21 protein-coding genes, 1 tRNA gene and 1 pseudogene are annotated in these 22,113 nt (G+C 65.1%); 19 read left to right on the plus strand and 4 right to left on the minus strand.

The genetic code is table 11. The features are described 5' to 3' along the window. Positions 1-110: 110 nt before the first annotated feature. The 13 genes from ACWGS8_RS33415 to ACWGS8_RS33475 all read left to right on the plus strand — a co-directional run bounded on the left by ACWGS8_RS33415 (position 111) and on the right by ACWGS8_RS33475 (position 12,889). Positions 111-803 carry a glutathione S-transferase family protein gene (locus ACWGS8_RS33415; protein ID WP_454584924.1) on the plus strand — a complete coding sequence of 231 codons (693 nt, stop codon included), beginning with the start codon at positions 111-113 and terminating at the stop codon, positions 801-803. After that, entirely contained in the window at positions 784-1,938 is a 1,155-nt protein-coding gene (queG, locus tag ACWGS8_RS33420) for a tRNA epoxyqueuosine(34) reductase QueG (protein WP_454584925.1), read from the plus strand. Before ACWGS8_RS33415 ends, queG begins: the two co-directional genes overlap by 20 nt. Next, positions 1,935-2,834 carry an SDR family oxidoreductase gene (locus ACWGS8_RS33425; protein ID WP_454584926.1) on the plus strand — a complete coding sequence of 300 codons (900 nt, stop codon included), beginning with the start codon at positions 1,935-1,937 and terminating at the stop codon, positions 2,832-2,834. Before queG ends, ACWGS8_RS33425 begins: the two co-directional genes overlap by 4 nt. A gap of 99 nt (positions 2,835-2,933) precedes the next feature. Beyond that, positions 2,934-4,097: a penicillin-insensitive murein endopeptidase gene (gene mepA, locus ACWGS8_RS33430; protein WP_454584927.1), complete on the plus strand. Its 1,164-nt coding sequence runs from the start codon at positions 2,934-2,936 to the stop codon at positions 4,095-4,097. 181 nt (positions 4,098-4,278) lie between these two features. Then, positions 4,279-5,304, plus strand: a complete 1,026-nt coding sequence (locus ACWGS8_RS33435; protein WP_454584928.1) for a glucokinase — start codon at positions 4,279-4,281, stop codon at positions 5,302-5,304. A 135-nt stretch (positions 5,305-5,439) separates the two neighbouring features. After that, positions 5,440-7,299: an ABC transporter ATP-binding protein gene (locus ACWGS8_RS33440; protein WP_454584929.1), complete on the plus strand. Its 1,860-nt coding sequence runs from the start codon at positions 5,440-5,442 to the stop codon at positions 7,297-7,299. After that, a complete protein-coding gene (dapB, locus tag ACWGS8_RS33445; protein WP_454584930.1) occupies positions 7,296-8,141 on the plus strand; it encodes a 4-hydroxy-tetrahydrodipicolinate reductase in 846 nt (281 codons plus the stop codon). Before ACWGS8_RS33440 ends, dapB begins: the two co-directional genes overlap by 4 nt. A gap of 81 nt (positions 8,142-8,222) precedes the next feature. Continuing rightward, positions 8,223-8,843, plus strand: a complete 621-nt coding sequence (locus tag ACWGS8_RS33450) for a 2,3-bisphosphoglycerate-dependent phosphoglycerate mutase (protein ID WP_095202892.1) — start codon at positions 8,223-8,225, stop codon at positions 8,841-8,843. Between the two features lie 141 nt (positions 8,844-8,984). Then, positions 8,985-9,069, plus strand: a tRNA-Leu gene (locus ACWGS8_RS33455). Positions 9,070-9,333: 264 nt separating this feature from the next. Next, complete coding sequence (locus ACWGS8_RS33460) at positions 9,334-9,516, plus strand: hypothetical protein (RefSeq protein ID WP_454584931.1); 183 nt, start codon at positions 9,334-9,336, stop codon at positions 9,514-9,516. Between the two features lie 453 nt (positions 9,517-9,969). Continuing rightward, the gene (locus tag ACWGS8_RS33465; RefSeq protein ID WP_454584932.1) at positions 9,970-11,664 is read left to right on the plus strand and encodes an FAD-dependent oxidoreductase; all 1,695 of its coding nucleotides are present in this window, start codon (positions 9,970-9,972) and stop codon (positions 11,662-11,664) included. Between the two features lie 88 nt (positions 11,665-11,752). Continuing rightward, complete coding sequence (locus tag ACWGS8_RS33470) at positions 11,753-12,061, plus strand: UBP-type zinc finger domain-containing protein (RefSeq protein WP_454584933.1); 309 nt, start codon at positions 11,753-11,755, stop codon at positions 12,059-12,061. A 288-nt stretch (positions 12,062-12,349) separates the two neighbouring features. Beyond that, positions 12,350-12,889, plus strand: a complete 540-nt coding sequence (locus ACWGS8_RS33475) for a cytochrome b (protein ID WP_454584934.1) — start codon at positions 12,350-12,352, stop codon at positions 12,887-12,889. Positions 12,890-12,913: 24 nt separating this feature from the next. Here ACWGS8_RS33475 and ACWGS8_RS33480 read toward each other — a convergent pair whose 3' ends face one another. The 3 genes and pseudogenes from ACWGS8_RS33480 to ACWGS8_RS33490 form a co-directional block, all read right to left on the minus strand. Beyond that, the gene (locus ACWGS8_RS33480) at positions 12,914-13,084 is read right to left on the minus strand and encodes a hypothetical protein (RefSeq protein ID WP_454584935.1); all 171 of its coding nucleotides are present in this window, start codon (positions 13,082-13,084) and stop codon (positions 12,914-12,916) included. A gap of 85 nt (positions 13,085-13,169) precedes the next feature. Continuing rightward, positions 13,170-13,349 (minus strand): hypothetical protein, encoded by a 180-nt coding sequence (locus ACWGS8_RS33485; RefSeq protein ID WP_454584936.1) that lies wholly within the window; start codon positions 13,347-13,349, stop codon positions 13,170-13,172. A 96-nt stretch (positions 13,350-13,445) separates the two neighbouring features. Continuing rightward, positions 13,446-15,460: pseudogene (locus tag ACWGS8_RS33490) on the minus strand (BTAD domain-containing putative transcriptional regulator). Between the two features lie 214 nt (positions 15,461-15,674). On the opposite strand from ACWGS8_RS33490, the gene ACWGS8_RS33495 reads away from it, so the two are divergent. The 3 genes from ACWGS8_RS33495 (at position 15,675) to ACWGS8_RS33505 (ending at position 18,682) form a co-directional block, all read left to right on the plus strand. Beyond that, a complete protein-coding gene (locus tag ACWGS8_RS33495; RefSeq protein WP_454584937.1) occupies positions 15,675-16,763 on the plus strand; it encodes a PLP-dependent cysteine synthase family protein in 1,089 nt (362 codons plus the stop codon). 13 nt (positions 16,764-16,776) lie between these two features. Beyond that, complete coding sequence (locus tag ACWGS8_RS33500; RefSeq protein ID WP_454584938.1) at positions 16,777-18,258, plus strand: pyridoxal phosphate-dependent decarboxylase family protein; 1,482 nt, start codon at positions 16,777-16,779, stop codon at positions 18,256-18,258. A 67-nt stretch (positions 18,259-18,325) separates the two neighbouring features. Then, a complete protein-coding gene (locus ACWGS8_RS33505; RefSeq protein WP_454584939.1) occupies positions 18,326-18,682 on the plus strand; it encodes a hypothetical protein in 357 nt (118 codons plus the stop codon). 33 nt (positions 18,683-18,715) lie between these two features. Here ACWGS8_RS33505 and ACWGS8_RS33510 read toward each other — a convergent pair whose 3' ends face one another. Then, the gene (locus ACWGS8_RS33510) at positions 18,716-20,233 is read right to left on the minus strand and encodes a winged helix-turn-helix domain-containing tetratricopeptide repeat protein (protein ID WP_454584940.1); all 1,518 of its coding nucleotides are present in this window, start codon (positions 20,231-20,233) and stop codon (positions 18,716-18,718) included. 231 nt (positions 20,234-20,464) lie between these two features. Here ACWGS8_RS33510 and ACWGS8_RS33515 point away from each other — a divergent pair, with 231 nt between their 5' ends. The 3 genes from ACWGS8_RS33515 to ACWGS8_RS33525 all read left to right on the plus strand — a co-directional run bounded on the left by ACWGS8_RS33515 (position 20,465) and on the right by ACWGS8_RS33525 (position 21,966). Continuing rightward, positions 20,465-20,713, plus strand: coding sequence for a DUF1127 domain-containing protein (locus ACWGS8_RS33515; protein WP_454584941.1), 249 nt, complete (start codon positions 20,465-20,467; stop codon positions 20,711-20,713). 143 nt (positions 20,714-20,856) lie between these two features. Continuing rightward, entirely contained in the window at positions 20,857-21,228 is a 372-nt protein-coding gene (locus ACWGS8_RS33520) for a hypothetical protein (RefSeq protein ID WP_454584942.1), read from the plus strand. A gap of 111 nt (positions 21,229-21,339) precedes the next feature. After that, entirely contained in the window at positions 21,340-21,966 is a 627-nt protein-coding gene (locus tag ACWGS8_RS33525) for a CDGSH iron-sulfur domain-containing protein (RefSeq protein ID WP_454584943.1), read from the plus strand. The last annotated feature ends 147 nt before the right edge of the window (positions 21,967-22,113 follow it).

The following is a 22,113-nucleotide window of genomic DNA, read 5'->3' on the forward strand; positions in this document are numbered from 1 at the left end:
CAACTAATGTTCTGGTGTGGTTTGGATTTGAAGTTCCTAACGCGGATGCCGTTGAGGGGACAGGAACTTCAAATCCAAACCATACCAGTGCGCTTTATCATCGCGGAACCATGCTGACGCTTTTCCACCATCCCATGTTCGCAACCTGCCGCTTCGTCCGCCTCGCCTTCGGCGAGTATGGCGAGGAGCTGGCGCTGATCGAGGAAAAGCCGTGGACGCGGCGCAAGGAGTTTTTGGCGCTGAACCCGGCCGGCACGCTGCCGATCCTGCTCGCCGAAGGTGACGTGCCGATCGTCGGCGCGACGGTGATCTCGGAATATCTCGACGAGACCCGCGGGGTGCTCAAGCGCGACAAGCGGCTGTTCGCCGAGGACCCGATGCAGCGCGCCGAAATCCGCCGGCTGATCGACTGGTATCTCAACAAGGCCGAAGGCGAAGTCACCCGCCATCTGGTGCGCGAACGCGTGCTGAAGCCGATCATGCCGGAAACGGCGGGCGGCGGTTCACCCGATTCGGGCGCGATCCGCGCGGCGCGCGCCAACATACGCCAGCATATGAAATACACCAACTGGCTAGCCGGCACCCGCCATTGGCTGGCCGGCGGCAGGGTCACCTATGCCGATCTCGCCGCCGCCGCGACGCTGTCGGTGCTCGACTATCTGGGCGAGATCGACTGGCGCGAACATGCCGCGGCGCGCGAATGGTACACGCGAGTGAAATCGCGGCCCTCCTTCCGGCCGCTCTTGACCGACCGCGTGCGCGGCCTGTCGCCGGTGTCGCATTATGCGGACCTCGACTTCTGACGCGGCAAAACTGCGAGCGCTGATCGACGCGGAGGCGCAGCGCGCCGGCTTCGAGGCCATTGCCGTCACCACTCCCGATGCGATCCCGGCGGCGCCGGCGCGGCTCGCCGAATTCGTCGCCGACGGCTTTCACGGCTCGATGGACTGGATCGCCGAGACGATTGCAAGGCGCAGCGAGCCTTCCACGCTTTGGCCTGACGTGCGCTCGATCATCGTGCTGGCGATGAATTATGGCCCGGACCACGACCCGCGTGCGCTACAGGCCAGGCACGACCGGGGCGCCATCTCCGTCTATGCGCAGAACCGCGATTATCACGATGTGATGAAGGGGCGGCTGAAGGAAATCGCCGGCAAGATCGTCGCGCGCGCCGGCGGCGACGTGAAGGTGTTCGTCGACACCGCGCCGGTGATGGAAAAGCCGCTGGCGCAAGCCGCGGGCCTTGGCTGGCAGGGAAAACACACCAATCTGGTCAGCCGCGAGCACGGCTCCTGGCTGTTCCTCGGCACCATCTTCACCACGGCCGAACTCGCGCCCGACCGCGCCGAGATCGACCATTGCGGCTCCTGCCGTGCCTGCCTCGACGCCTGCCCGACCGATGCTTTCCCGGCGCCCTATCGGCTCGATGCGCGGCGCTGCATCTCGTATCTCACCATCGAGAACAAGGGGCCGATCCCGCACGAATTCCGCGAAAAGATCGGCAACCGCATCTATGGCTGCGACGATTGCCTGGCCGCCTGCCCGTGGAACAAGTTCGCCCGCGCGGCATCGGAAGCAAAGCTCGCCGCGCGCGACGATTTGCGTGAGCCGGCGCTCGCCGACCTGCTCGAACTGGACGACGCTGCCTTCCGCGCCTTGTTCTCCGGCTCGCCGATAAAGCGCATCGGCCGCGACCGCTTCATCCGCAACGTGCTGATTGCAACCGGTAATTCCGGCGATGCCGGGCTGGCCGTCCCTGTGCGCGCGCTGCTCGGCGATCCCGCGCCGCTGGTGCGGGGCGCGGCAATATGGGCGCTGGCGCGGCTGGTGCCTGACGCCGAATATGCCGCGCGGGCCGCGGCCGGTCTGAAAACCGAGAACGATGCGGCGGTGCGCGAGGAATGGCGCCTGGCGCGGCCAGACAGGGCGCATGCATGAGCGAAAAGCAGATCTTCATCTTCGGCGCCGGTTATTCCGGCAAGGCCTTGGCCAGGGCCAACACTGGTGCAGTTGCGATCCTCGGGACAACGCGCTCGGAAGAAAAATTCGAGGCGTTGCGCCAGGCCGGCATCGCCCCGCTGCTGTTCGAGGGCAAGCTGACCGGCGAAATCGGCGAGGCGCTGCAAAAAACCACGCATCTGGTGATTTCGGTCGCCCCGGAAGAGGCCGGCGATCCCGTCCTGAATGCCGCCCGGGAGGCGATCGCGGGGATGCCGGGGCTCGAATGGATCGGCTATCTCTCGACCGTCGGCGTCTATGGCGATTATGGCGGCGCCTGGGTCGACGAAACAGCCGCGTGCCGGCCGGTGTCGAAGCGCTCCGTCATGCGGGTCGAGGCTGAGCAGGGGTGGCTGAAACTCGGCGAGGAAATCGGCAAGCCGGTGGCGATCCTGCGTCTGTCGGGCATTTACGGCCCGGGCCGCAATGCGCTGGTCAATCTGGAAAACGGCACAGCGCGGCGGCTGGTCAAACCCGATCAGGTGTTCAACCGCATCCATTGCGACGATATCGCCGGGGCGCTGTGGCGGCTTATCGCAGGCAATATAGGCGGCATCTTCAACGTCACCGACGATGAGCCGGCGCCGCCGCAGGATGTCGTCGCCTATGCCGCATCGCTGATGGGCGTCGAGCCGCCGCCGGAAATTCCTTTCGACACCGCCCAACTTTCGCCCATGGCGCGGTCCTTCTATGGCGAGAACAAGCGTGTCGCCAATGCGGCGATCAAGGCGGCGGGCTATTCCCTGCGTTTCCCGGACTACCGCGCCGCCTTCGACCATATGTGGGCAAGCGGCGACTGGCGCGACGGCCAAGCGCGCAGCCCGATGAAGGGCTAAGCAATTCCGGGAAAGGCGTGAAACGGTTTTCCCTCAGGAATTGCGAAGGAGTAGGGCGATCGAAGCAGGCTGCGTTGCGTGCTATGATTCGGCCTTGGGATGCGGTGGGGATCCGGGTTCATGAGGACAGCAATGCGGCCATCAGGTTGCTTTGGCGCAATTCCGGACGGAAAACCGCTTCACACTTTTCCTGGAATTGCTTTGGGCAAGAAATCACTGCTGGCAGCGGTGCTCGGTCTGCTTGGCCTCGCCGTCCAGCCGGCGGCGGCCGAGGAACGGGCCAAGGACCTGTTCGGTGCCGAAAAACTGCCGACCGCGACCGCCGCGCAATCCTTCGGCTTCTATTCCAAGGGCTGCTTCGCCGGCGGTGTCGCCATCCCCATGGACGGTCCGACCTGGCAGGTCATGCGACCCTCGCGCAACCGCCGCTGGGGCCACCCGGCGATGATCGCGCTGATCGAGAAACTGTCGCGCGACGCCGCCGCCGACGGCTGGCCTGGCCTATTGATCGGCGACATTTCGCAGCCGCGCGGCGGCCCGATGATGACGGGCCATGCCTCGCACCAGATCGGGCTCGATGCCGACATCTGGCTGACGCCGATGCCTGACCGCACCATGACCAGGGCGCAGCGCGAATCGATGAGCGCCACCTTGATGGTCGACGAGAAGACACATCTGGTGAAGGACGCGCTGTGGACGCCGCAGCACACGGCGCTCTTGAAGCGGGCGGCGAGCTACCCCGAGGTGGAACGCATCCTGGTCAATCCCGGCATCAAGAAAAAGCTCTGCGACACCGTCAAGGGCGACCGTGGCTGGCTGCGCAAGATCCGGCCGTTCTGGGGCCATGACTATCATTTCCACATGCGCATCGGCTGCCAGCCGGGCTCGCCCAACTGCAAGGGGCAGGAGGCGACGCCGGATGATGACGGCTGCGGCAAGCCGCTGGCCTGGTGGTTCACTGAGGAGCCTTGGCGGCCCAACAAAAATCCCGACGCGCCGAAGGCCCGCGACCTGATGACGATGGCCAACCTGCCGAAGGAATGCCGCGCCGTACTCGACGCGCCGGGCCCTGCCTCGGCCGAGGCGGCGACCTATCACGGCGGCGCCGTGCCGGTCGCGGTCGCGGCGCCCGAACCGGAAGCCCCGTCCCAGCCTGCCATCACGGCCAGCGGCGCGGACGAACTGCCAAGCCCTGCGAATGCCTTCGCGGCCACCCCCAGAATGGGCGCGCCGGTGCCACGGCCAAGGCCGCACGCGAACTGATTGCCACTGCGGTCGGCTCAATCGGTTTAGCGAGCTGTTTTCGGGAAATAGTGGCTGTATGGCCGCAGAACCCCGTTCCGCGCGTGGAGGGGTTCGAAAACCGTTTCCCTTTTCAAACTCATGCGCTAGTCAACGGAGGAACGGCGTGACGCCGTCAGGGGCGCCGGGGACGGACGAGAGCATGCCAAGCGTAAGCGATACCGACACGTCGTTGCGGTTTCCGATCCTGATCGGCGACATTGGCGGCACCAATGCGCGCTTTTCGATCGTGCTTGACGCCAATTCCGAGCCGACCGAGCCGCAAATCGTCCAGACCGCCAATTTCAACACCATCGATGAGGCGATCCAGGCGGCGGTGCTCGACCGCTCTTCGGTCCGCCCCAATTCGGCGGTGCTGGCGGTTGCCGGTCCGGTCGACGGCGACGAGATCGAGCTCACCAATTGCCCGTGGGTCGTCAAGCCGAAGCAGATGTTCGCCAATCTCGGCTTGAGCGACATCGTCGTGCTCAACGATTTCGAGGCGCAGGCGCTGGCTGTCGTGGCGCTTGGCGAAGAGCATATGGAAAAGATCGGCGGCGGCACGCCGGAGCCCAATGCCGGCCGCGTCGTGCTTGGGCCCGGAACCGGACTCGGTGTCGCCGGGCTGGTCTATGCGCTGCACCACTGGATCCCGGTGCCCGGCGAGGGCGGCCATATGGACATCGGTCCGCGCACGCCGCGCGATTTCGAGGTTTTCCCGCATATCGAGAAGCTCGAGGGCCGCATTTCAGGCGAACAGATCCTGTGCGGGCGCGGCCTCGTCAACGTCTATCGGGCGGTTGCCAAGGCCGACGGCAAGCCGGCGCCCTTCACCACGCCGGCCGAGATCACCGGCGCGGCCCTGGCCAAGACCGATCCGGTGGCTGAGGAAGCGCTGGAGACCTTCGTCACCTGCCTTGGGCGCACCGCAGGCGATCTTGCCCTGGTGTTCATGAGCCGTGGCGGCGTGTTCTTGACCGGCGGCATCGCCCAAAAAATCGTGCCGGCGCTGAAGGAGGGCAATTTCCGCGCCGCCTTCGAGGACAAGGCGCCGCACAGCGCGCTGATGCGCACCATGCCCGTCTATGTCATCACCCATCCGCTGGCCGCCCTTCTCGGCCTTGCCGCCTATGCGCGAAATCCCTCGCTGTTCGGCGTCCAGACGGCGGGCCGGCGCTGGCAGGCCTGAATCCCCAGCGCGAAGCGTCGGGGCGCCCGCGACGAAGTTAATCAGCCGCGGGCATAGGCAAGCCGGCCGCATGGCGCTAAGAGGAGTGCCGAATTGCAGCCCGGTCCCAGGCGGAAAACCCACGAAGCTCCCGATTTGACACTTCAAGCCCCAAACAAGCAGAAAGCCAGCGTTGGCGAAGTCAACGCCGTGCTGCGCCGCATCCTCTCCGAAAACGGCCGCGATCATCGCTGGTCCTATGTCGTCGCCATCTGCTGCATGCTGCTGGTGTCGGGCACGACCGCCTTCACGGCCTGGATCATGAGCCCGATCGTCAACCAGATCTTCTACGAACGGCGCGGCGACCTGGTGGTGTGGATTTGCGCCGGGATCATGGGGGCCTTCCTGGTGCGCGGCTTCGCCGGCTACGGGCAGGCGGTGGCGCTGGCCACGATCGGCAACAATCTGGTGGCGCGCTACCAGAAACGCATCTTCGACCATCTGATGAAGCTCGGCGTCGGCTTCTTCAACGACACGCGCTCCGGCCGGCTGGCGGCGCAGGTCAACGAGAATGTCGGTGGCATCCGCGACCTCTTGTCGATCACGCTGACATCCATCACCCGCGACGCGGTGACCCTGGTCGGCCTTGTCGGCATCATGATCTACCAGGATCCGGTTCTATCGCTGAGTTCGCTGCTGATTGGACCGCCGCTGATCTGGGCGGTCGTCTACCTGACGCGTCGCGTGCGGCGTATCACGCGGGAATCCGTGCTGATCAATTCCCGGCTGATCGGCGCCGTCCAGGAAGCCACGCAAGGCATCGCCATCGTCAAGGCCTTCACCATGGAGGATCAGCTGGCGAGCCGCATCGGCGCCTTGGCCGACACAGCGGAACAGCGCTCGAACAAGATCGCCCGCGTCTCGGAGCGGCTGGCGCCGATTTCCGACATGCTGGCCGGCCTCGCCGTCACCTCCGTCATCGCCTATTCCGGCTACCGGGCACTCGTTCTCGGCCAGCCGCCGGGCGCGGTGTTTTCCTTCATCACCGCGCTGATCCTGGCCTACGACCCGGCCCGGCGCCTGGCGCGCATGCAGGTCGGCATGGAGCGGGCGCTGGTCAACGCCCGCATGATCTACGAACTGCTCGACCTCGAGCCGCAGCAGGGCGACGCGCCTGACGCCGTCGAGGCGCACTTCACCACGGGCGAGGTGCGTTTCAACAATGTCTCCTTCCGCTATGTCGAGGAGACGCCGGTGCTGCAGGAGCTGAGCTTCGTCGCCGCCGCCGGCAAGATGACCGCCATCGTCGGCGCGTCGGGTGCCGGCAAGACCACGCTGGTGGCGCTGCTGCAGCGCTTCTACGACGTCGAGTCCGGCACCATCGAGGTCGATGGCCAGAATATTTCCAAGGTGACCAAGCAGTCGCTGCGCGGCTCGATCGCCTATGTCTCGCAGTCGCCCTATCTGTTCGAAGGCACGATCCGCGACAACATCCGCTATGGCCGCATGTCGGCCACCGACGCCGAGATCGAACGGGCGGCGCAACAGGCGGCGGCCGACGGGTTCATCCGCCAGCAGCCGCAGGGCTACGACACGCCGGTCGGCGAGAACGGCGCCACGCTGTCCGGCGGCCAGCGCCAGCGCGTCTCGATCGCCCGCGCCATCGTGCGCCAGGCGCCAATCCTGCTTCTCGACGAGGCGACCTCGGCGCTCGACAACGAGGCGGAGGCCCGCGTCCAGGAAGCGCTGACCCATGTCATGGAAGGCCGGACCACCATCGTCATCGCCCACCGGCTATCGACGGTGGTCAATGCCGACCACATCGTCGTCATGGAACAGGGCCGGGTGGTCGAGGAAGGCACGCATGCCGCGCTGATGGCCGACCCGCACAGCGTCTATGCGCGGTTCCACCGGGTGCAGGGCAAGAAGGGGCTGGGGCTTGTCGACGACAGCAAGCCGATCCAGACTTCGCCTCGGGACTTTGAGACCCAGGGCAGCGCCGGGAGCACGGCATGAGCGAGACATCGGCAACAACCGGCAAGCCGGCGGGCGATATGGGCCTTGTGGTGGTGGGTGCAGCCGGCCGCATGGGCCAGACGCTGATCCGCGCCATCCACACCATTCCGGGCGCCCGCGTCATCGGCGCGGTCGAGCGCGCGGATTCGCCTCATCTGGGCAAGGACGCCGGTGAACTCGCCGGCATAGGCATCATCAACGTGCCGATCGGCGACGATCCGCTGCCGGTCTTCGCCAAGGCTGACGGCGTGCTCGACTTCACCACGCCGGCCTCATCCGTCGAATTCGCCGGCTACGCGGCGCAGGCGCGCATCGTCCATGTCATCGGCACGACCGGCTGTTCCGCCGACGACAATGCCAGGATCGCCGCGGCGGCGCGCCATGCCACAATCGTCAAGTCGGGCAATATGAGCCTCGGCGTCAATCTGCTGGCGGTGCTCGTCGAACAGGCGGCGCGCGCGCTCGACGCCGACGATTTCGACATCGAGATCCTCGAAATGCACCACAAGCACAAGGTCGACGCGCCGTCGGGCACGGCACTGCTGCTCGGCGAAGCTGCCGCCGCCGGGCGCGGCATCACGCTGGCCGGCAATGACGTGCGTTCACGCGACGGCCATACAGGTGCGCGAAAGCAAGGCACGATCGGCTTCGCCACGCTGCGCGGCGGTTCGGTGGTCGGCGACCACAGCGTCATCCTGGCCGGCACCGGCGAGCGCATCACGCTGTCGCATCATGCCGAGGACCGCGCCATCTTCGCCCGCGGCGCCGTCAAGGCGGCGCTGTGGGCCCGTGGCAAGAAGCCGGCACTCTATTCGATGCGGGACGTGCTCGGCCTGAGCTGAAGCGAACCACCTTGTTTTAACGCAATTCCAGACGGAAAACCGCTTCACACTTTTCCTGGAATTGCTTTTGTAGGAGCAAAAATGTCGAGAACCCTCGTGCTCGTGCGCCATGGCCAGAGCGAATGGAATTTGAAAAACCTGTTCACCGGCTGGCGCGACGTCGACCTGACCGAGCAGGGCCATGCCGAGGCCAAGGCCGCGGGGCAGAAACTCAAGGCGCGCGGCCTGAAGTTCGACATCGCCTTCACCTCGGCGCTGAGCCGGGCGCAAAAAACCTGCCAGCACATTCTCGACGCGGTCGGCCAGAGCGATCTGAAGACCATCCGCGACCAGGCGCTCAACGAGCGCGACTATGGCGACCTTTCCGGTCTCAACAAGGACGACGCCCGCAAGAAATGGGGCGAGGAGCAGGTGCATGTCTGGCGCCGCTCCTACGACGTGCCGCCGCCCGGCGGCGAAAGCCTGAAGGACACTGGCGCCCGCGTCTGGCCCTATTACCTGCACGACATGCAGTCGCACGTGCTGCGCGGCGGCACGGTGCTGGTCGCCGCGCACGGCAATTCGCTGCGCGCGCTGATCATGGCGCTGGACGGCAAGTCGGGCGAGGAGATCGTCAAGCTGGAACTCGGCACCGGCGTGCCGGTCATCTACCAGCTCAACGCCGATTCGACCGTGGCGTCAAAGGAAGTGCTGGAGGGCTGACGCTTGCTGAGCCGGCAAGCGGAGACTGCCGCCCTGGCTGGCACATGCGCTTCTGCCAAAGCTGTGATTCCAGCTTTCGGCGGCATGGTCCAAAAAGCGCGTTGACAGCAATCGCTTGCCCGCTTACATGAGCCCGCACCAGCCCAGATGGCGGAATTGGTAGACGCGCACGGTTCAGGTCCGTGTTCCGCAAGGAGTGGAGGTTCGAGTCCTCTTCTGGGCACCAAATTCCCGTTTCGAACCGTTCGATGGTTCAGAAACCCAAAGAAAAAGCCCGGTTCGTCCGGGCTTTTTCTTTGCCGCCAACCTCTCCTCCCGGCCAGGCGCAGAACAAAGCGGCTTCAAACTGCGCGGCCGCGGAATTCCGATGAGTCGGAGCAGTGCGCCTCGCAGCATATTGTCCTCTGGGTTGCGCAAGCGGACTCTAATGCAGAGCTTGTTTCGGCGCGATAAAGTTGCTGCAATAGCGCGACTGGCCGTAGGGGATACCATGCTCAAGTGGGGAGCGATCTTAGGGGCTATCGGGTTTCTTGGCGGCTTCGTCGGGCCGATTATCATCACGCCCGAAGCGAACCAGGGACCGCTGCTCGGAATATTTATAACCGGCCCACTCGGCTTCCTTGTCGGTCTGGTTGTCGGTCTTGTGTTGAAGCTGTGGCCGCATCGTTACTAGCCTTCATGCCCTAGCTTCCGCGACCACGCAATTACGCCATTTGCCGGCCTTTGCATGTTTCCGGCCCCCACCCGTCCGGGCCGGTGCCTCAGGTTATGGTAGCGGCCATCATGCGGTCATGGCACAAGGCTCCAACCACGGGCCAAGGCCTTTCCCTGTCGGTGCTCGCTTAGGAACTCGGCAAGCTCGAAGGGGCTCCAGATGGCCCAGTGCCGGCGGTCGGCAGTGTGTCGGCGGTCATTGCGCAAGCTCCTCTGTTGGCGTTGCGCTCCCCGGTATGATCACGCCTCGCCTCTTCTAGGCACCAAATTCCCGTTTCGGACCGCTCGATGGCTCAGAAACCCAAAAAAGCCCGGCTCGTCCGGGCTTTTTCTTTGCCGCCAACCTCCCCTCCCGGCTAGTCCCCGAACAAACCGCTTCAAACCGCGCGGCCACTTCGCTACGCTCGCAGCCATGTCTCAATCCTCCACAGCAATCTTCGGTGCCCGTCGCGACCAGGCCTTTCCCACGCTGAGCGAGGCTGACATCGACCATATGCGCCGTTTCGGCGAGGCCAGTGCCTATGCGGCCGGCGAGCACATCATCAAGGCGGGCGATGTCGCGCCCGGCCTGATCGTCGTGCTGTCGGGCAAGGTCGATATCACCCAGGATGGCCTCGGCCGGCGCGAGACGATCGTCACCCACGGCCCCGGCAGCTTCGTCGGCGAACTGGCCCAGCTTTCGGCCCGTCCCTCATTGGTCAATGCCGAGGCCGCCGAGCCGGTCGAGGCCTTCGTCATTCCTTCGCGGCGGGTGCGCGACCTGATGGTGCAGGAGGCCAATCTCGGCGAGCGCATCATGCGGGCACTGATCCTGCGCCGCGTCGGGCTGCTGGAAAGCGCCACCAGCGGGCCGATCATCATCGGACCGCTCGGCAATGCCGACGTGCTGCGGCTGCAAGGGTTCCTGGCTCGCAGCGGCCAGCCGCACCGCGTGCTCGATTCCGGCAGCGACCCCTGCGCCAAAACCATGGTCGAACGTTTCGAGGTCGATCCCCATCATTTGCCGGTCGTGTTGTGCCCGAACGGCAGGCTGCTGATGAATCCCGGCGAGAAGGATCTCGCCCGCTGCATCGGCCTGCTGCGGCCGATCAATGCGGATACGCTGTATGATGTCGCCATTGTCGGCGCCGGGCCGGCGGGGCTGGCGGCGGCGGTCTATGCGGCCTCCGAAGGACTGTCGACCATTGTGCTCGATTGCCGGGCCTTCGGCGGGCAGGCCGGCGCCTCCTCGCGCATCGAGAACTATCTCGGTTTCCCCACCGGCATCACCGGCATGGCGCTGATGGCGCGCGCCTACAATCAGGCGCAGAAATTCGGCGTCGAAATGGTGATTCCCGACGAGGCGAAGCTGTTGAGCGCGGCGGCCGACAATTCAGGCGCCCGCTACCTGCTTGATGTCGGTGACGGCGAGACGGTGCGCACGCGCGCGGTGGTGATCGCCAGCGGCGCGCGCTATCGGCGCCTCGATGTCGCCAATTTGTCGCAGTTCGAGGGGACCTCCGTGCACTATTGGGCCTCGCCCATCGAAGGCCGGCTATGCGCCGGCCAAGAAGTGGCGCTGGTCGGCGCCGGCAATTCGGCCGGACAGGCGGCGGTCTACCTCGCCAGCCATGCGCGCAAGGTGGCGCTGCTGGCGCGCGGCGGCAGTCTCGATGCCTCGATGTCGCGCTATCTGGTCGAGCGCATCAAGGCGCAGCCGAACATCGAGGTGCTGACAGAGACCGAAATCGAGGCGCTGGAGGGCGAGGAGGGCAATCTCGCGACTGTCCGCTGGCGCAACCGCGTCAGCGGCGAAGAGACGACGCGCCCGATCAGCCACCTCTTCCTGTTCATCGGCGCCGACCCCAACACCGACTGGCTGGTGCCATGCAATGTGGCGCTGGACGCCAAGGGCTTCATCCGCACCGGGTCGGAACTCGGACCGGAACATGGCCTGATGGAGACCAGCCGCAGCGGCGTATTTGCCATCGGCGACGTGCGTTGCGGCTCGGTCAAGCGCGTCGCGGCGGCCGTCGGCGAAGGCGCCCAGGTGGTCGCCGCCTTGCATGCCTATCTTGCGCAAGACGGCAGCCAAGCCATGGAGAGCAATTCCAGAAGAAGTGTGTAACGGTTTTCCCGGGAAAAGCGCGCAGCGCTCTCGTATTTGGGAATTGCGCAAAAGGAATAGTTGAGCCTCAACTGGCCAGGAGAGACTGATGGCGGATGAATGCAAACACGCGGCTGGGATCAGGGATGTGACGCCGAGCGCGCTCGGCTGCGAGGAATGCCTGAAGAGCGGCTCGTGGTGGGTGCATCTGCGGCTCTGCCGCACCTGCGGCCATGTCGGCTGCTGTGACGACTCGCCCAACCGCCACGCGACAAAACATTTCCACGCCACCAGCCATCCCGTCATCGAGGGCTACGATCCGCCGGAAGGCTGGGGATGGTGCTATGTCGACGAGATCTTTCTCGACCTCGGCGACCGCACGACGCCGCAGAACGGCCCGATCCCAAGGTTTTATTGAGCCCGCATCAGGCGAATGGCGGAGTTCGAACCGCTCGACGATTCAGAATCCGAAGCCCGGTTCGTCCGGGCTTTTCGTCGTCTGAGGCATGGGTTGCGGGCCGACGCCTTTGTTGTCAGCGAACTGACAGCTTGCCCCTTCCACTGTCCGCCTGATCACCATGGCCAGAGCCCGGCCCCCAAAGAACGAATCGTTCACCGCGTTTTCGAGTGCGGCCAATGCCTCGCCCGGACAAAGCTTTGACATGATCGCGGCTAGTTTAGAAACCTTCAAAACTGGAAGCCTCGCATGCACCCCACCTACACAAGCACGCAGAAGGCCATCCACTGGGCGGTGTTTCTGCTGGTCATCGGCCTTTATGGTCTGACCTATGTGGAGGAGCTTTTTCCGCGCGGCGATCCCGGCCGCGCGCTCGTCTGGTGGCTGCATATTTCGTTCGGGCTGCTGCTTTTCGCGCTGGTCGTCATCCGTCTCGGCCTGCGCCTGACGCTGGGAGCGCCCGGCCTGCCGCTAGAAATGTCGCCGCTCGAACGATCGGCGGCCAAGATCGCGCATCTCGTGCTTTACGCGCTGCTTGTAGCCATTCCGGTTCTCGGTATCTTGCTGACCTGGTACCGGGGCGATGCCTTGAGCTTCTTCGGCCTTTTCACCGTCCCGGCCCCGGTTTCGCCGGATCGCGACACGGCCCGGTACATCAGGGAACTCCACAGCCTCTGCGCCAATTCGATCCTGATCCTTGCCGGTGTGCATGCGGCGGCGGCGCTGTGGCACCATTTCATCCGCAAGGACGACGTGCTCAAGCGGATGCTGCCGCAACGCACGCCCTGACAGGCGCACGCCATCTTCCTTGGATCAGCCGCGCTTTGGCGTCGCCGGCGCCGGTGCCGGATTGTCGACGCTGTTCTCGTTCACCTGGAAAGCCTTTCCTTCGACCTTCTTTTTCCTGAGGTCGCCGGTCTGCGGCCGCGGCGGACGCTCCGGATCTTCCGCGGTGTTGTCGTTGACGTCGAGGGCTCTGGTCATCATGTCCTCCAGGACTGTCCTGGAGGACAATGTTCGGCGGCGCACGGGGTTCCGCCGTTTAAGGCTCGAGCACTGTCCGTGTGATCTATCGCACCGACCCGGTGACCGTCCGGTCGACATCGGGAACGGATTTGCGGTCATTGCCGGCAAGCGCGGCTATGAGCAGCAGGCTGGCGACGACGGGAACGAACAGCACGGCGACGCGGGCCTGTACATGGAGAATGGCGCGCCATTCGGCGCTGCGCTTGTCGGGGCTGTCGCTCATCATACTCACTTTGCCATGGACCCCCCGAGGGGTCAGATAGAGGTGAACCGTTAAGCAACTCCTTCCAACTTCGTTAACGGGGCTGCAAGCGCGAAATCAGCCGAGCCCGATGCGCCTCGCGCCTTGCCGGAACAGCGCCTCGGCATCGGGGTCGAAGCGGAACGTGCCGATGAAATCGTCGGCGCGGTAATCAGGCAATGTCTTGCGGATAGCGGCGGCAAAGCCGCGCGCCTCATCGAGCCGGCCGGCCAGCGCCAGGCAGTGCGCGGCGATCGCCAGGATGATGGTATGGGCGTTGGGCCGCGCCGCTGCCTTCAGCGCCCATTCGGCCGCCTCCTCGAACTGGCCGAGTCGGACATGCGACATGGCGCGCGACCCCAGCATGCCGAACAGCAGCGGGTCGAAGGGGCTGAGATGCCGCGAATGGTCCGACGAGCTTATCGCCGCCCGAGGGTCGCCCGACTGCGAGTGGACGAAAGACAGCGCGTAGTGGCCGAGCGCGAAATTCGGGCTGAGATCCACGGCCCGCCCCAGTTCGGACAGCGACCCGTCCTGCTCGCCGCGCAGCCACAACGCCCGGCCCATCGCCCAGTGCGCGGCTGGATTGTGGTCGTCGACCAAGAGGCTGTGGCTGGCGCTTTCATAGGCCAGCGCGCTTTCGCGGTCGCGGTCGCCCCAGCGCTGGAAGGCGTTCTGCCAGTGGGTGAAGGACAGGCCGGCATAGGCGCGGGCAAAGGTCGGGTCGAGCTGCAGGGCCTTGTCGAAGAAATGCCGCGCCTGCTCGTTCTCGGCCTGGGTGAAGCGGTACATGTGCCAGAGACCGCGATGATAGGCTTCCCAGGCATTGAGCGAGTTGGGCGCCTTCAGCATGGCCCGGTTGCGTTCGACCGTTTCGATCTCGGCCGAGATCGACGACACGATGCTGTCACCGATATCGTCGAGCACGGCGAACAGGTCGTCGGGCCGGCGCTCGAAGGTCTCGGCCCAGACGATCCTGGCGGTGCGCACCTCGACCAGCTCGACGCTGACGATAAGGCGGCCGGTCAGGCCGCGCACCGTGCCGGTGGCGACATAGTCGACGCCAAGTTTTCTGCCGGCCTCCTCCGGCGCGATGGCTTTCTCGGCCAGCGCGAACACCGATCCGCGTGCGATGACGAAGAAATCGCGGAGCTTGGCGAGACGGTGATGATGTCGTGGGTGAAACCGTCGGCCAGCCCGCCGCGCGCCCCGCTTTCGTCGACAAACGGCATCACCGCCAGCGAAGCGTGGCTGGGTTCGACCGGGCCGGCATCACCTGATGGGGCCACCAATTGCGATACCGCGGACAGGTGGTCCGGCGGTGCCTGGTGCGAGGCGCGTTGGTCTCGGATCGCCCGCCAGGCCTGGCGAAGCGGCGCGAAATCCAGGTCCTCTGACTGGAACAACCGCTCCGCTGAAGCCAGATGCTGCTCGGCCGCGCCGATCTCGCCGCGCCGGGCAAGACCGGCCAGCAGCGCCGCGTGGGCGCGCGTGTCGAACGGCGCCAGCTCTACCCATCGATCGAGATGGCCGACCGTCTCGTCGCCATCCGCCGGCAGGTTCGCGACAAGCTGTTCCAGCACGGCGGCGTGATGGGAGTGAAAACGCCGCCGCTGGGCGACCAGCCAGCTGTCGAAAAGCGGGCTCCGCTCCAGCTCCAGCCCGTCGAGCAGATCGCCGGCGAACAGTCCTGCCAGCGCCTGCAGCCGCTCCACATCAAGCGTGGCGATCCCTTGCGCCGCGGCATGGCTGAGCTCCAGCGCATCGACAAGGCAGCCCCCGAGATCGAGCGCGACCGTATCGCCCTGGGTGGAAACCCGGCGCCTGTCCGGCATGTCGAGGGCGGCGCGCAGCTTACTCAGGCACCAGCGCAATTCGCCGCGGGGATCGTTGGGCACATCCCACAGCAGTTCGCACAGGCGGCCGCGCCCCACCGCGTGCGGCGCCAGCGCCAGATAGGCCAGGAGCGCGCGCAGCTTGCGCGACGCCGGTAGCGCCACGGGCACGCCATCGCGCAGGATCTCCAGCGGTCCGAGCAGGCGCACGGTCAGGCGCGGCCTATAGCCGTCCAGCCTCGAAGGTGCGGATTCCACGTGCGTTTCCACGTCTGCTCCCACGCTGGCCCGTCGGCCCTTGCTGTATCACCAAACACGACGCGGCGCATCCGGGGCGAATCGCCCGCCGGGCACCGTCATTGCCGCATCGTCGGCATGCCAGTCCTAGCGCGGCCATGTCTCGAAACCTCGCCGCCCAACCCGCCGGTTTGTAACCGGCCTGTGAAGATGAACACGATCGAGGAGATCAACGATGTTGAATCGACAGAAAATCAGGTCCACGGCCGGGCGCGGTCGCCTGTTCGACAGCATTCTCGACACCGTCGGCGACACGCCGGTGATCCGCATCAACAATCTGGCACCGGCCCATGCGACGATTTATGCCAAGGCCGAGTTCTTCAACCCTGCCGCCTCGGTCAAGGACCGGCTGGCGCTCAACATCATCGAGGAAGGCGAGCGCAGCGGCGCCTTGAAACCCGGCCAGACGGTGGTCGAGGCGACCAGCGGCAACACCGGCATTGGGCTGGCCATGGTCTGCGCGCAGAAGGGCTATCCGCTGGTCGTCACCATGGCCGACAGCTTTTCGGTCGAGCGCCGCAAGCTGATGCGCATGCTCGGCGCCAAGGTGGTGCTGACGCCGCGCGCCGAAAAGGGTTTTGGCATGTACAAGAAGGCGGTGGAACTGGCCGAGGCCAATGGCTGGTTCCTCGCCCGCCAGTTCGAAACGACGGCGAACGCCGCCATTCACGAAGCGACCACGGCGCGAGAGATTGTCAATGATTTCGCCGGCTCGCGGCTCGACTGCTTCGTCACCGGATACGGCACCGGCGGCACCGTCGTCGGCGTGGCGCGCGTGCTGCGCCGCGAGCGGCCGGATACCCGCATCGTGCTCTCCGAACCGGCCAATGCCCAGCTGATCGGCAGCGGCAAGGGGCAGCAACGCGGTGCAGGTGGCGCCCCTGTCGCCAGCCATCCGGCCTTCGAGCCGCATCCGATCCAGGGCTGGACGCCGGACTTCATCCCCAATGTGCTGCAGGAAGCGATCGACACCAGCCTCTATGATGAGGTGGTGCCGATTGCCGGGCCCGAAGGCATCAAATGGGCCAAGGCCCTGGCGCAGAAGGAAGGCATCTTCACCGGCATTTCCGGCGGCGCCACCTTCGCCGTGGCGCGGCAGGTCGCGGAAAAGGCGCCGGCCGGATCGGTGATCCTGTGCATGCTGCCCGATACCGGCGAGCGCTACATGTCGACGCCGCTGTTCGACGGCATCGAGGCCGAGATGGACGCCGAGGAGATGGCGCTGTCGCGCTCGACGCCCGGCTGCCAGTTCCCGGTGGCCTGACGGGAGACCGGCCATGGACATCGCGCAGGAAACCCTCGGCGCCGAGGAAACGCTCGACCCCACTGACTGGGCCGCTGTGCAGGCCCTGTCGCACCAGGTCATCGACGATGCCGTCGATTATCTCAGCGATGTCAGGGACCGTCCGGCGTGGCGGGAAATGCCGGCGGATGTCAGAGAGGCCTTCGCGGCACCCTTGCCGCGATCGCCGGCGCCGCTGGCCGCTGTCTACGGCGAGGTCTCGCGCACGGTGATGTCCTACCCGATGGGCAACATCCATCCGCGCTTCTGGGCCTGGTACATGGGGTCGAGCAACTTCACCGGCGCGCTCGGCGACTTTCTCGCGGCAATCCAGGGCTCCAATCTCGGCGGCGGCAACCACGCCGCCGGGCTGATGGACAGCCAGGTGGTGAACTGGTGCAAGCAGATGCTGGGCTTTCCCGCTTCCGCTTCTGGCACGCTGGTCAGCGGCGGCACGATGGCCAACATCATCGGCCTGACGGTGGCGCGCAACACGAAGGCCGGCATCGACGTGCGCGAGCACGGTGTCGCGGCAATCGAAAAGCCGCTGCGTTTCTATGGCTCGGACCAGATCCACTCCTGTCACCGCAAGGCGATGGAAGCGCTCGGCCTCGGCAACCGGGCGCTGCGCCGCATCCCGACCGACGCCGGCCTGGGCATCGACATACCGGCGTTGCGGGCTGCGATATCGGAGGATCGCGAAGCCGGGTTCAAGCCGGCCTGCGTCATCGGCAATGCCGGCACGGTGAATACCGGCGCGATCGACGATCTGTGGGCGCTTGCCAAACTCGCACATGAGGAAGGCCTGTGGTTCCATGTCGACGGCTGCATCGGCGCGCTGATCGCGATTGCGCCCGACAACGCGCATCGCGTTGTCGGCATCGAATGGGCCGATTCGGTCGCGCTCGATCCGCACAAATGGCTGCACGCGCCGTTCGAGGTCGGCTGCGCGCTGGTCAGGGATGCCGTCGCGCATCGCAGGACCTTCGCGGTGACGCCGGAATATCTGGAATCGATGCCGCGTGGCCTCGCCTCCGGTGAATGGCTGCACGATTACGGCCTGCAGACCTCGCGCGGCTTTCGCGCGCTGAAAGTCTGGATGGCGCTGAAGGAACATGGTGTCGAGAAATTCGGCCGCCTGATCGACCAGAACATCGCGCAAGCCTCTTATCTGGCCGGGCTGATCGAGGCCGAGCCGCTGCTGGAGCTGGCGATGGCGCCGACCATCAACATCGTCTGCTTCCGCTACCAGCCCGGCGTCACCGGCGAGGCGCTGAAGACGCTCAACACCGAGATCATGCTGCGGTTGCAGGAACAAGGCATCGCCGCCCTGTCCGACACCACCGTGCATGGCGAACACTGGCTGCGCGTGGCGATCGCCAACCACCGCACAAGGCGAGAGGATCTCGACCTTCTCGTCGGCGAAACGGTACGGCTGGGGCGGGAGATCATGGCGGAAGGTCCTTCCGTGAAATAGTTCCAAAAGCGAGCGACAGGCATGGGCGGCCATGCGATTCTGCGGCGGTGATTCGGGAGGTCCGACCGTGACGCTGTTTCGTATGGCCGTGCTCGCGGCGCTCGTCTGCACGACCTCGGCCAGGGCCGCCGACATGGCCTTCTTCGTCAAGAACCTGCGCAGGCAAGCGGTTGCGGTCGAGCTGTTCAGCCGCGACCGCGAGACCGTCTGGCCGGGCAACGGCAAGGTGTTCCTGATCGACCCGAATTCCCAGAAATCGGTGCCGCTGTCCTGCAATCAGGGCGAGCGCATCTGCTATGGCGCCTGGGTCGACGGCAATGACCGGATTTCGGCCGGCGTCGGGCCGGATAACGACCAGCCTTGCGACAATTGCTGCTTCATCTGCGTGGAACACACGACCGAGACGATCGATCTGGTGCCGTGACTGGGGCCTCCTGAACCTACGCAGGAGGTCACGTCAGTCCGGAAGACCTGCCTTGCGAAAACCGTCGACGAAATGATCGCGCATCGCGGTGTCGCGGAATGGCTCCGTCCAGACCCAGTAACTGGTCGTGAAATGCGGGTTGCCGATGAGGAACAGTTCGACTTCGGCGCGCGCCTCGTCGAGCCGGCCGAGCTGCGCCAGGCTCGCCGCCAGGAAGCGGCGTGAGCTCGTCCGGTAGGTCTCTTCCCGACGCAAGGTCTCGACGGCGGCTTCATAATCGCGCGCCGCATATTGCGCCTCGCCGAGCGTCAAATAGTACCAGCTTGCCGGATAGGGGTTGAGCCGGAACGCCTTGCGGATGTGCTCGAGGCCTTCCTCGACCCGTCCGGCCAGCACCGCGATATCGGACAATGTCGCCCAGGCGTCTGCCTCGTTCGGGTCGAGTTCGAATGCTTTGGCGAATTCGGCTTCCGACTCTTCGAAACTGCGCTCATAGGCAAGCAGGTTGCCGAGCACCCAACGGCAGCCGGCATCGTTGGGATCGATCGCCACCGCCTTGCGCGCCAGTTCCAACGCGATGCGACGGTTGGGTTCAACCGGCTCGCCCCAATGCACCCATCCCATCCAGTGGTTCATGGCAAGCCAGCGATGGGCCTCGGCGTAATCCGGATCGAGAGACACCGCGCGCGTCAGCAGCAGATGCGCTTCCCGTGCCGTCTGTGGTGATTCGTCGATCAGCTTGCGCGCCCGCACGCACAGATCGTAGGCCTCGAGATTTGTCGGCCGGTTGCGTGGCGGCGGCGCCCGCAGCCGGCCGAGCAGCGCCTCCACGATCTTGGCCGTGGCCTCGTCCTGAACGGCAAAAATATCGTCCAGGCCGCGATCGAAGCGTTCGGCCCACAGATGCTCGCCGCTTATCGCGTCGACCAGCTGGGCGTTGATGCGCACGCGCCCCGCGGCGCGTCTGGCGCTGCCTTCCAGGAGGTAGCGCACGCCAAGTTCCTCGGCGATCGCGCGCACGTCCATCGCCTTGCCCTTGTAGGCAAAGGTCGAGTTGCGCGCGATGACGAACAGGCCCGGAGCCCTGGACAGGTCGGTGATCAGATCTTCGGTCAACCCGTCGGCGAAGGCCTCCTGCTCGGGGTCGTTGCCGAGATTGACGAAAGGCAGCACCGCTATCGATGGTTTGTCTGGCAGCGGCAAGGGTTTACGCTTCGCCCGGTCGAGCTGTTCGATGGCGCCCGTGAAGCGGTAGCCGACGCGCGGAACCGTCGATATCCATTCGCCGCCATCGGCGGGCGGACCAAGCAGTTTGCGCAGCTGCGCGATCTGCACTGTGAGGTTGCCTTCCTCGACCGCCGTCCCCGGCCACGCCGCGTCCATCAGCTCGGCTTTCTCCAGGATTTCGCCGGGCCGTCCGACGAGCGCGGCAAGCAGCTTCAGCCCGCGATAGCCAACGGCAACGGGATCGTCGTTCCGAAGCAGCGTTCCCGCACCCGGATCAAGCACGAACGGACCAAAGGCAAAGCGCGATCCCTGCATAGGGCGCATCTATAGAGCAATTCCGGGAAAAGTGTGAGGCGGTTTCACCGGGAAAAGCACGCAGCGTCTCCCCCGGGGAATGACGCCAAAACAACGCGTTAGGGCCTGTTTGGAACTTTTGAGAACTATTTGGCAGGGCTTAATTACGGCGCCCTCCATATCCTGCAGAATTCAACCTCGTTCGGATCAAAGGCCGCCCATTCTCAAACCATATGGGCGCCAAAGCATATGGAGGTTGTCATGACCAATATTCTTGCATCGGCCCCGCATCAGGCAGTGCGGCGGGGAATGTGTGTGGGGCAGACATCGCGCCGGCGTTATAGCGTTGCCACCCTGCGGAACATCATCGCGGCCTGGCGTCAACAGACACGCTATCGCTGGGACCTCAAGCGGATCTCGGAAGTCAATCCGCATCTGATCGACGATATCGGTTTGACCAGGCGGCAGGTCGATGAAGAGATCGCCAAGCTGCCGTTCTGGCAACGATAGGCGAAGCCTGCAATGACACCGGTTCCTCGTTTAGCTCCTGCGATTATATCAGGGATTGTCGCCATAATCCCTTTAGCGCCGGCCCCTGTCATGGCATGATGACTCCATCGGCCGCGGGGGCCGATTCTTCATCGGGGGTTTTCATGTCTTTCATACCAGCGCGCCGGCTTGCCGCCGCGTTTTCGCTCGCCATCCTGTTTGCACCAGCCGCCCATGCCGGCGATGTGACATTCCAGGTCAAGAACAGCCATCCCAACGCCATGCGCCTTGAGCTCTACAGCCAGGACCGCGACTATGTCTGGCCGGGCAACGGCAAGGACTTCTATCTCGACGATGGCGAGACCAAGTCGCTGCCGATCTCCTGCAACGAGGGCGAATCGATCTGCTACGGCGCCTGGGTCGATGGCGACGAGGGCACCTATTGGGGCGTCGGCCCCGGCAACAAGGAAAAATGCGAGGATTGCTGCTACACCTGCAGTGGCGACGAGACCGAGGAGATCAATCTCGTCCCCTGACCGGTTTGCCAGCTTGACGGTCTCCCCCACGGGAGCCATAGCCTTTGCCGATACCCAAAGCGCGACGCGTCTGTTCAGACGCGACGCGCCCCAGGCAAGAGGAGCACGGCAATGGCAGGCACGGTCGAGGGTGAGAAGATCGACGTCGGCTTTGCCGGCAAGCGCTGCATCCATTCGCGCAATTGCGTGCTCGGCGACCCGCATGTCTTCGTGCCCAACGCGCCGGGGCAATGGATCCATCCCGACGCCGCCAGCGTCGAGAAGATCGTCGCCATCGCCGAAAGCTGCCCGTCCGGCGCCATCACCTATGTCAGGAAGGATGGCGGGCCGCAGGAACAGCCGCCGGTGGTCAACACCGTGCGCGTCCGTGAGAACGGCCCGCTGGCGGTGCATGCCGAGATCGTGCTCGACGGCGAGACCTTTTACCGCGCCACGCTGTGCCGCTGCGGCGCTTCCGAAAACAAGCCGTTCTGCGACGGCAGCCACAACAAGGCCGGCTTCACCGCCACCGGCGAACCGGCGCTGAAGGACGCGCCGGCGCTCGAAGCGCGCAATGGCCCGCTGAAAGTGACGCCGACCATCAACGGCCCGCTCAAGCTCGAAGGCAATGTCGAGATCGTCACCGGCACTGGCCACACGATCGACCGCACACAACGCACCTTCCTCTGCCGCTGCGGCCACTCGGCCAACAAGCCGTTTTGCGATGGGTCGCATAAGAAGGTGGGGTTTGTGGGGTAGGTTGGCGCTGCCATCGATGCTGCCGATCTCCCCCTCGTGGGCAGGGGAATCGCATATGACGATTTTGCGCTTGAAGTTGATTTGAGAAGGGATTCTTTGGGAAGGCAGTCCACTGAGGAGTGACTGCCATTTCCAGCCTTGAGAGCT

Source organism: Mesorhizobium sp. 43Arga, assembly GCF_053714255.1.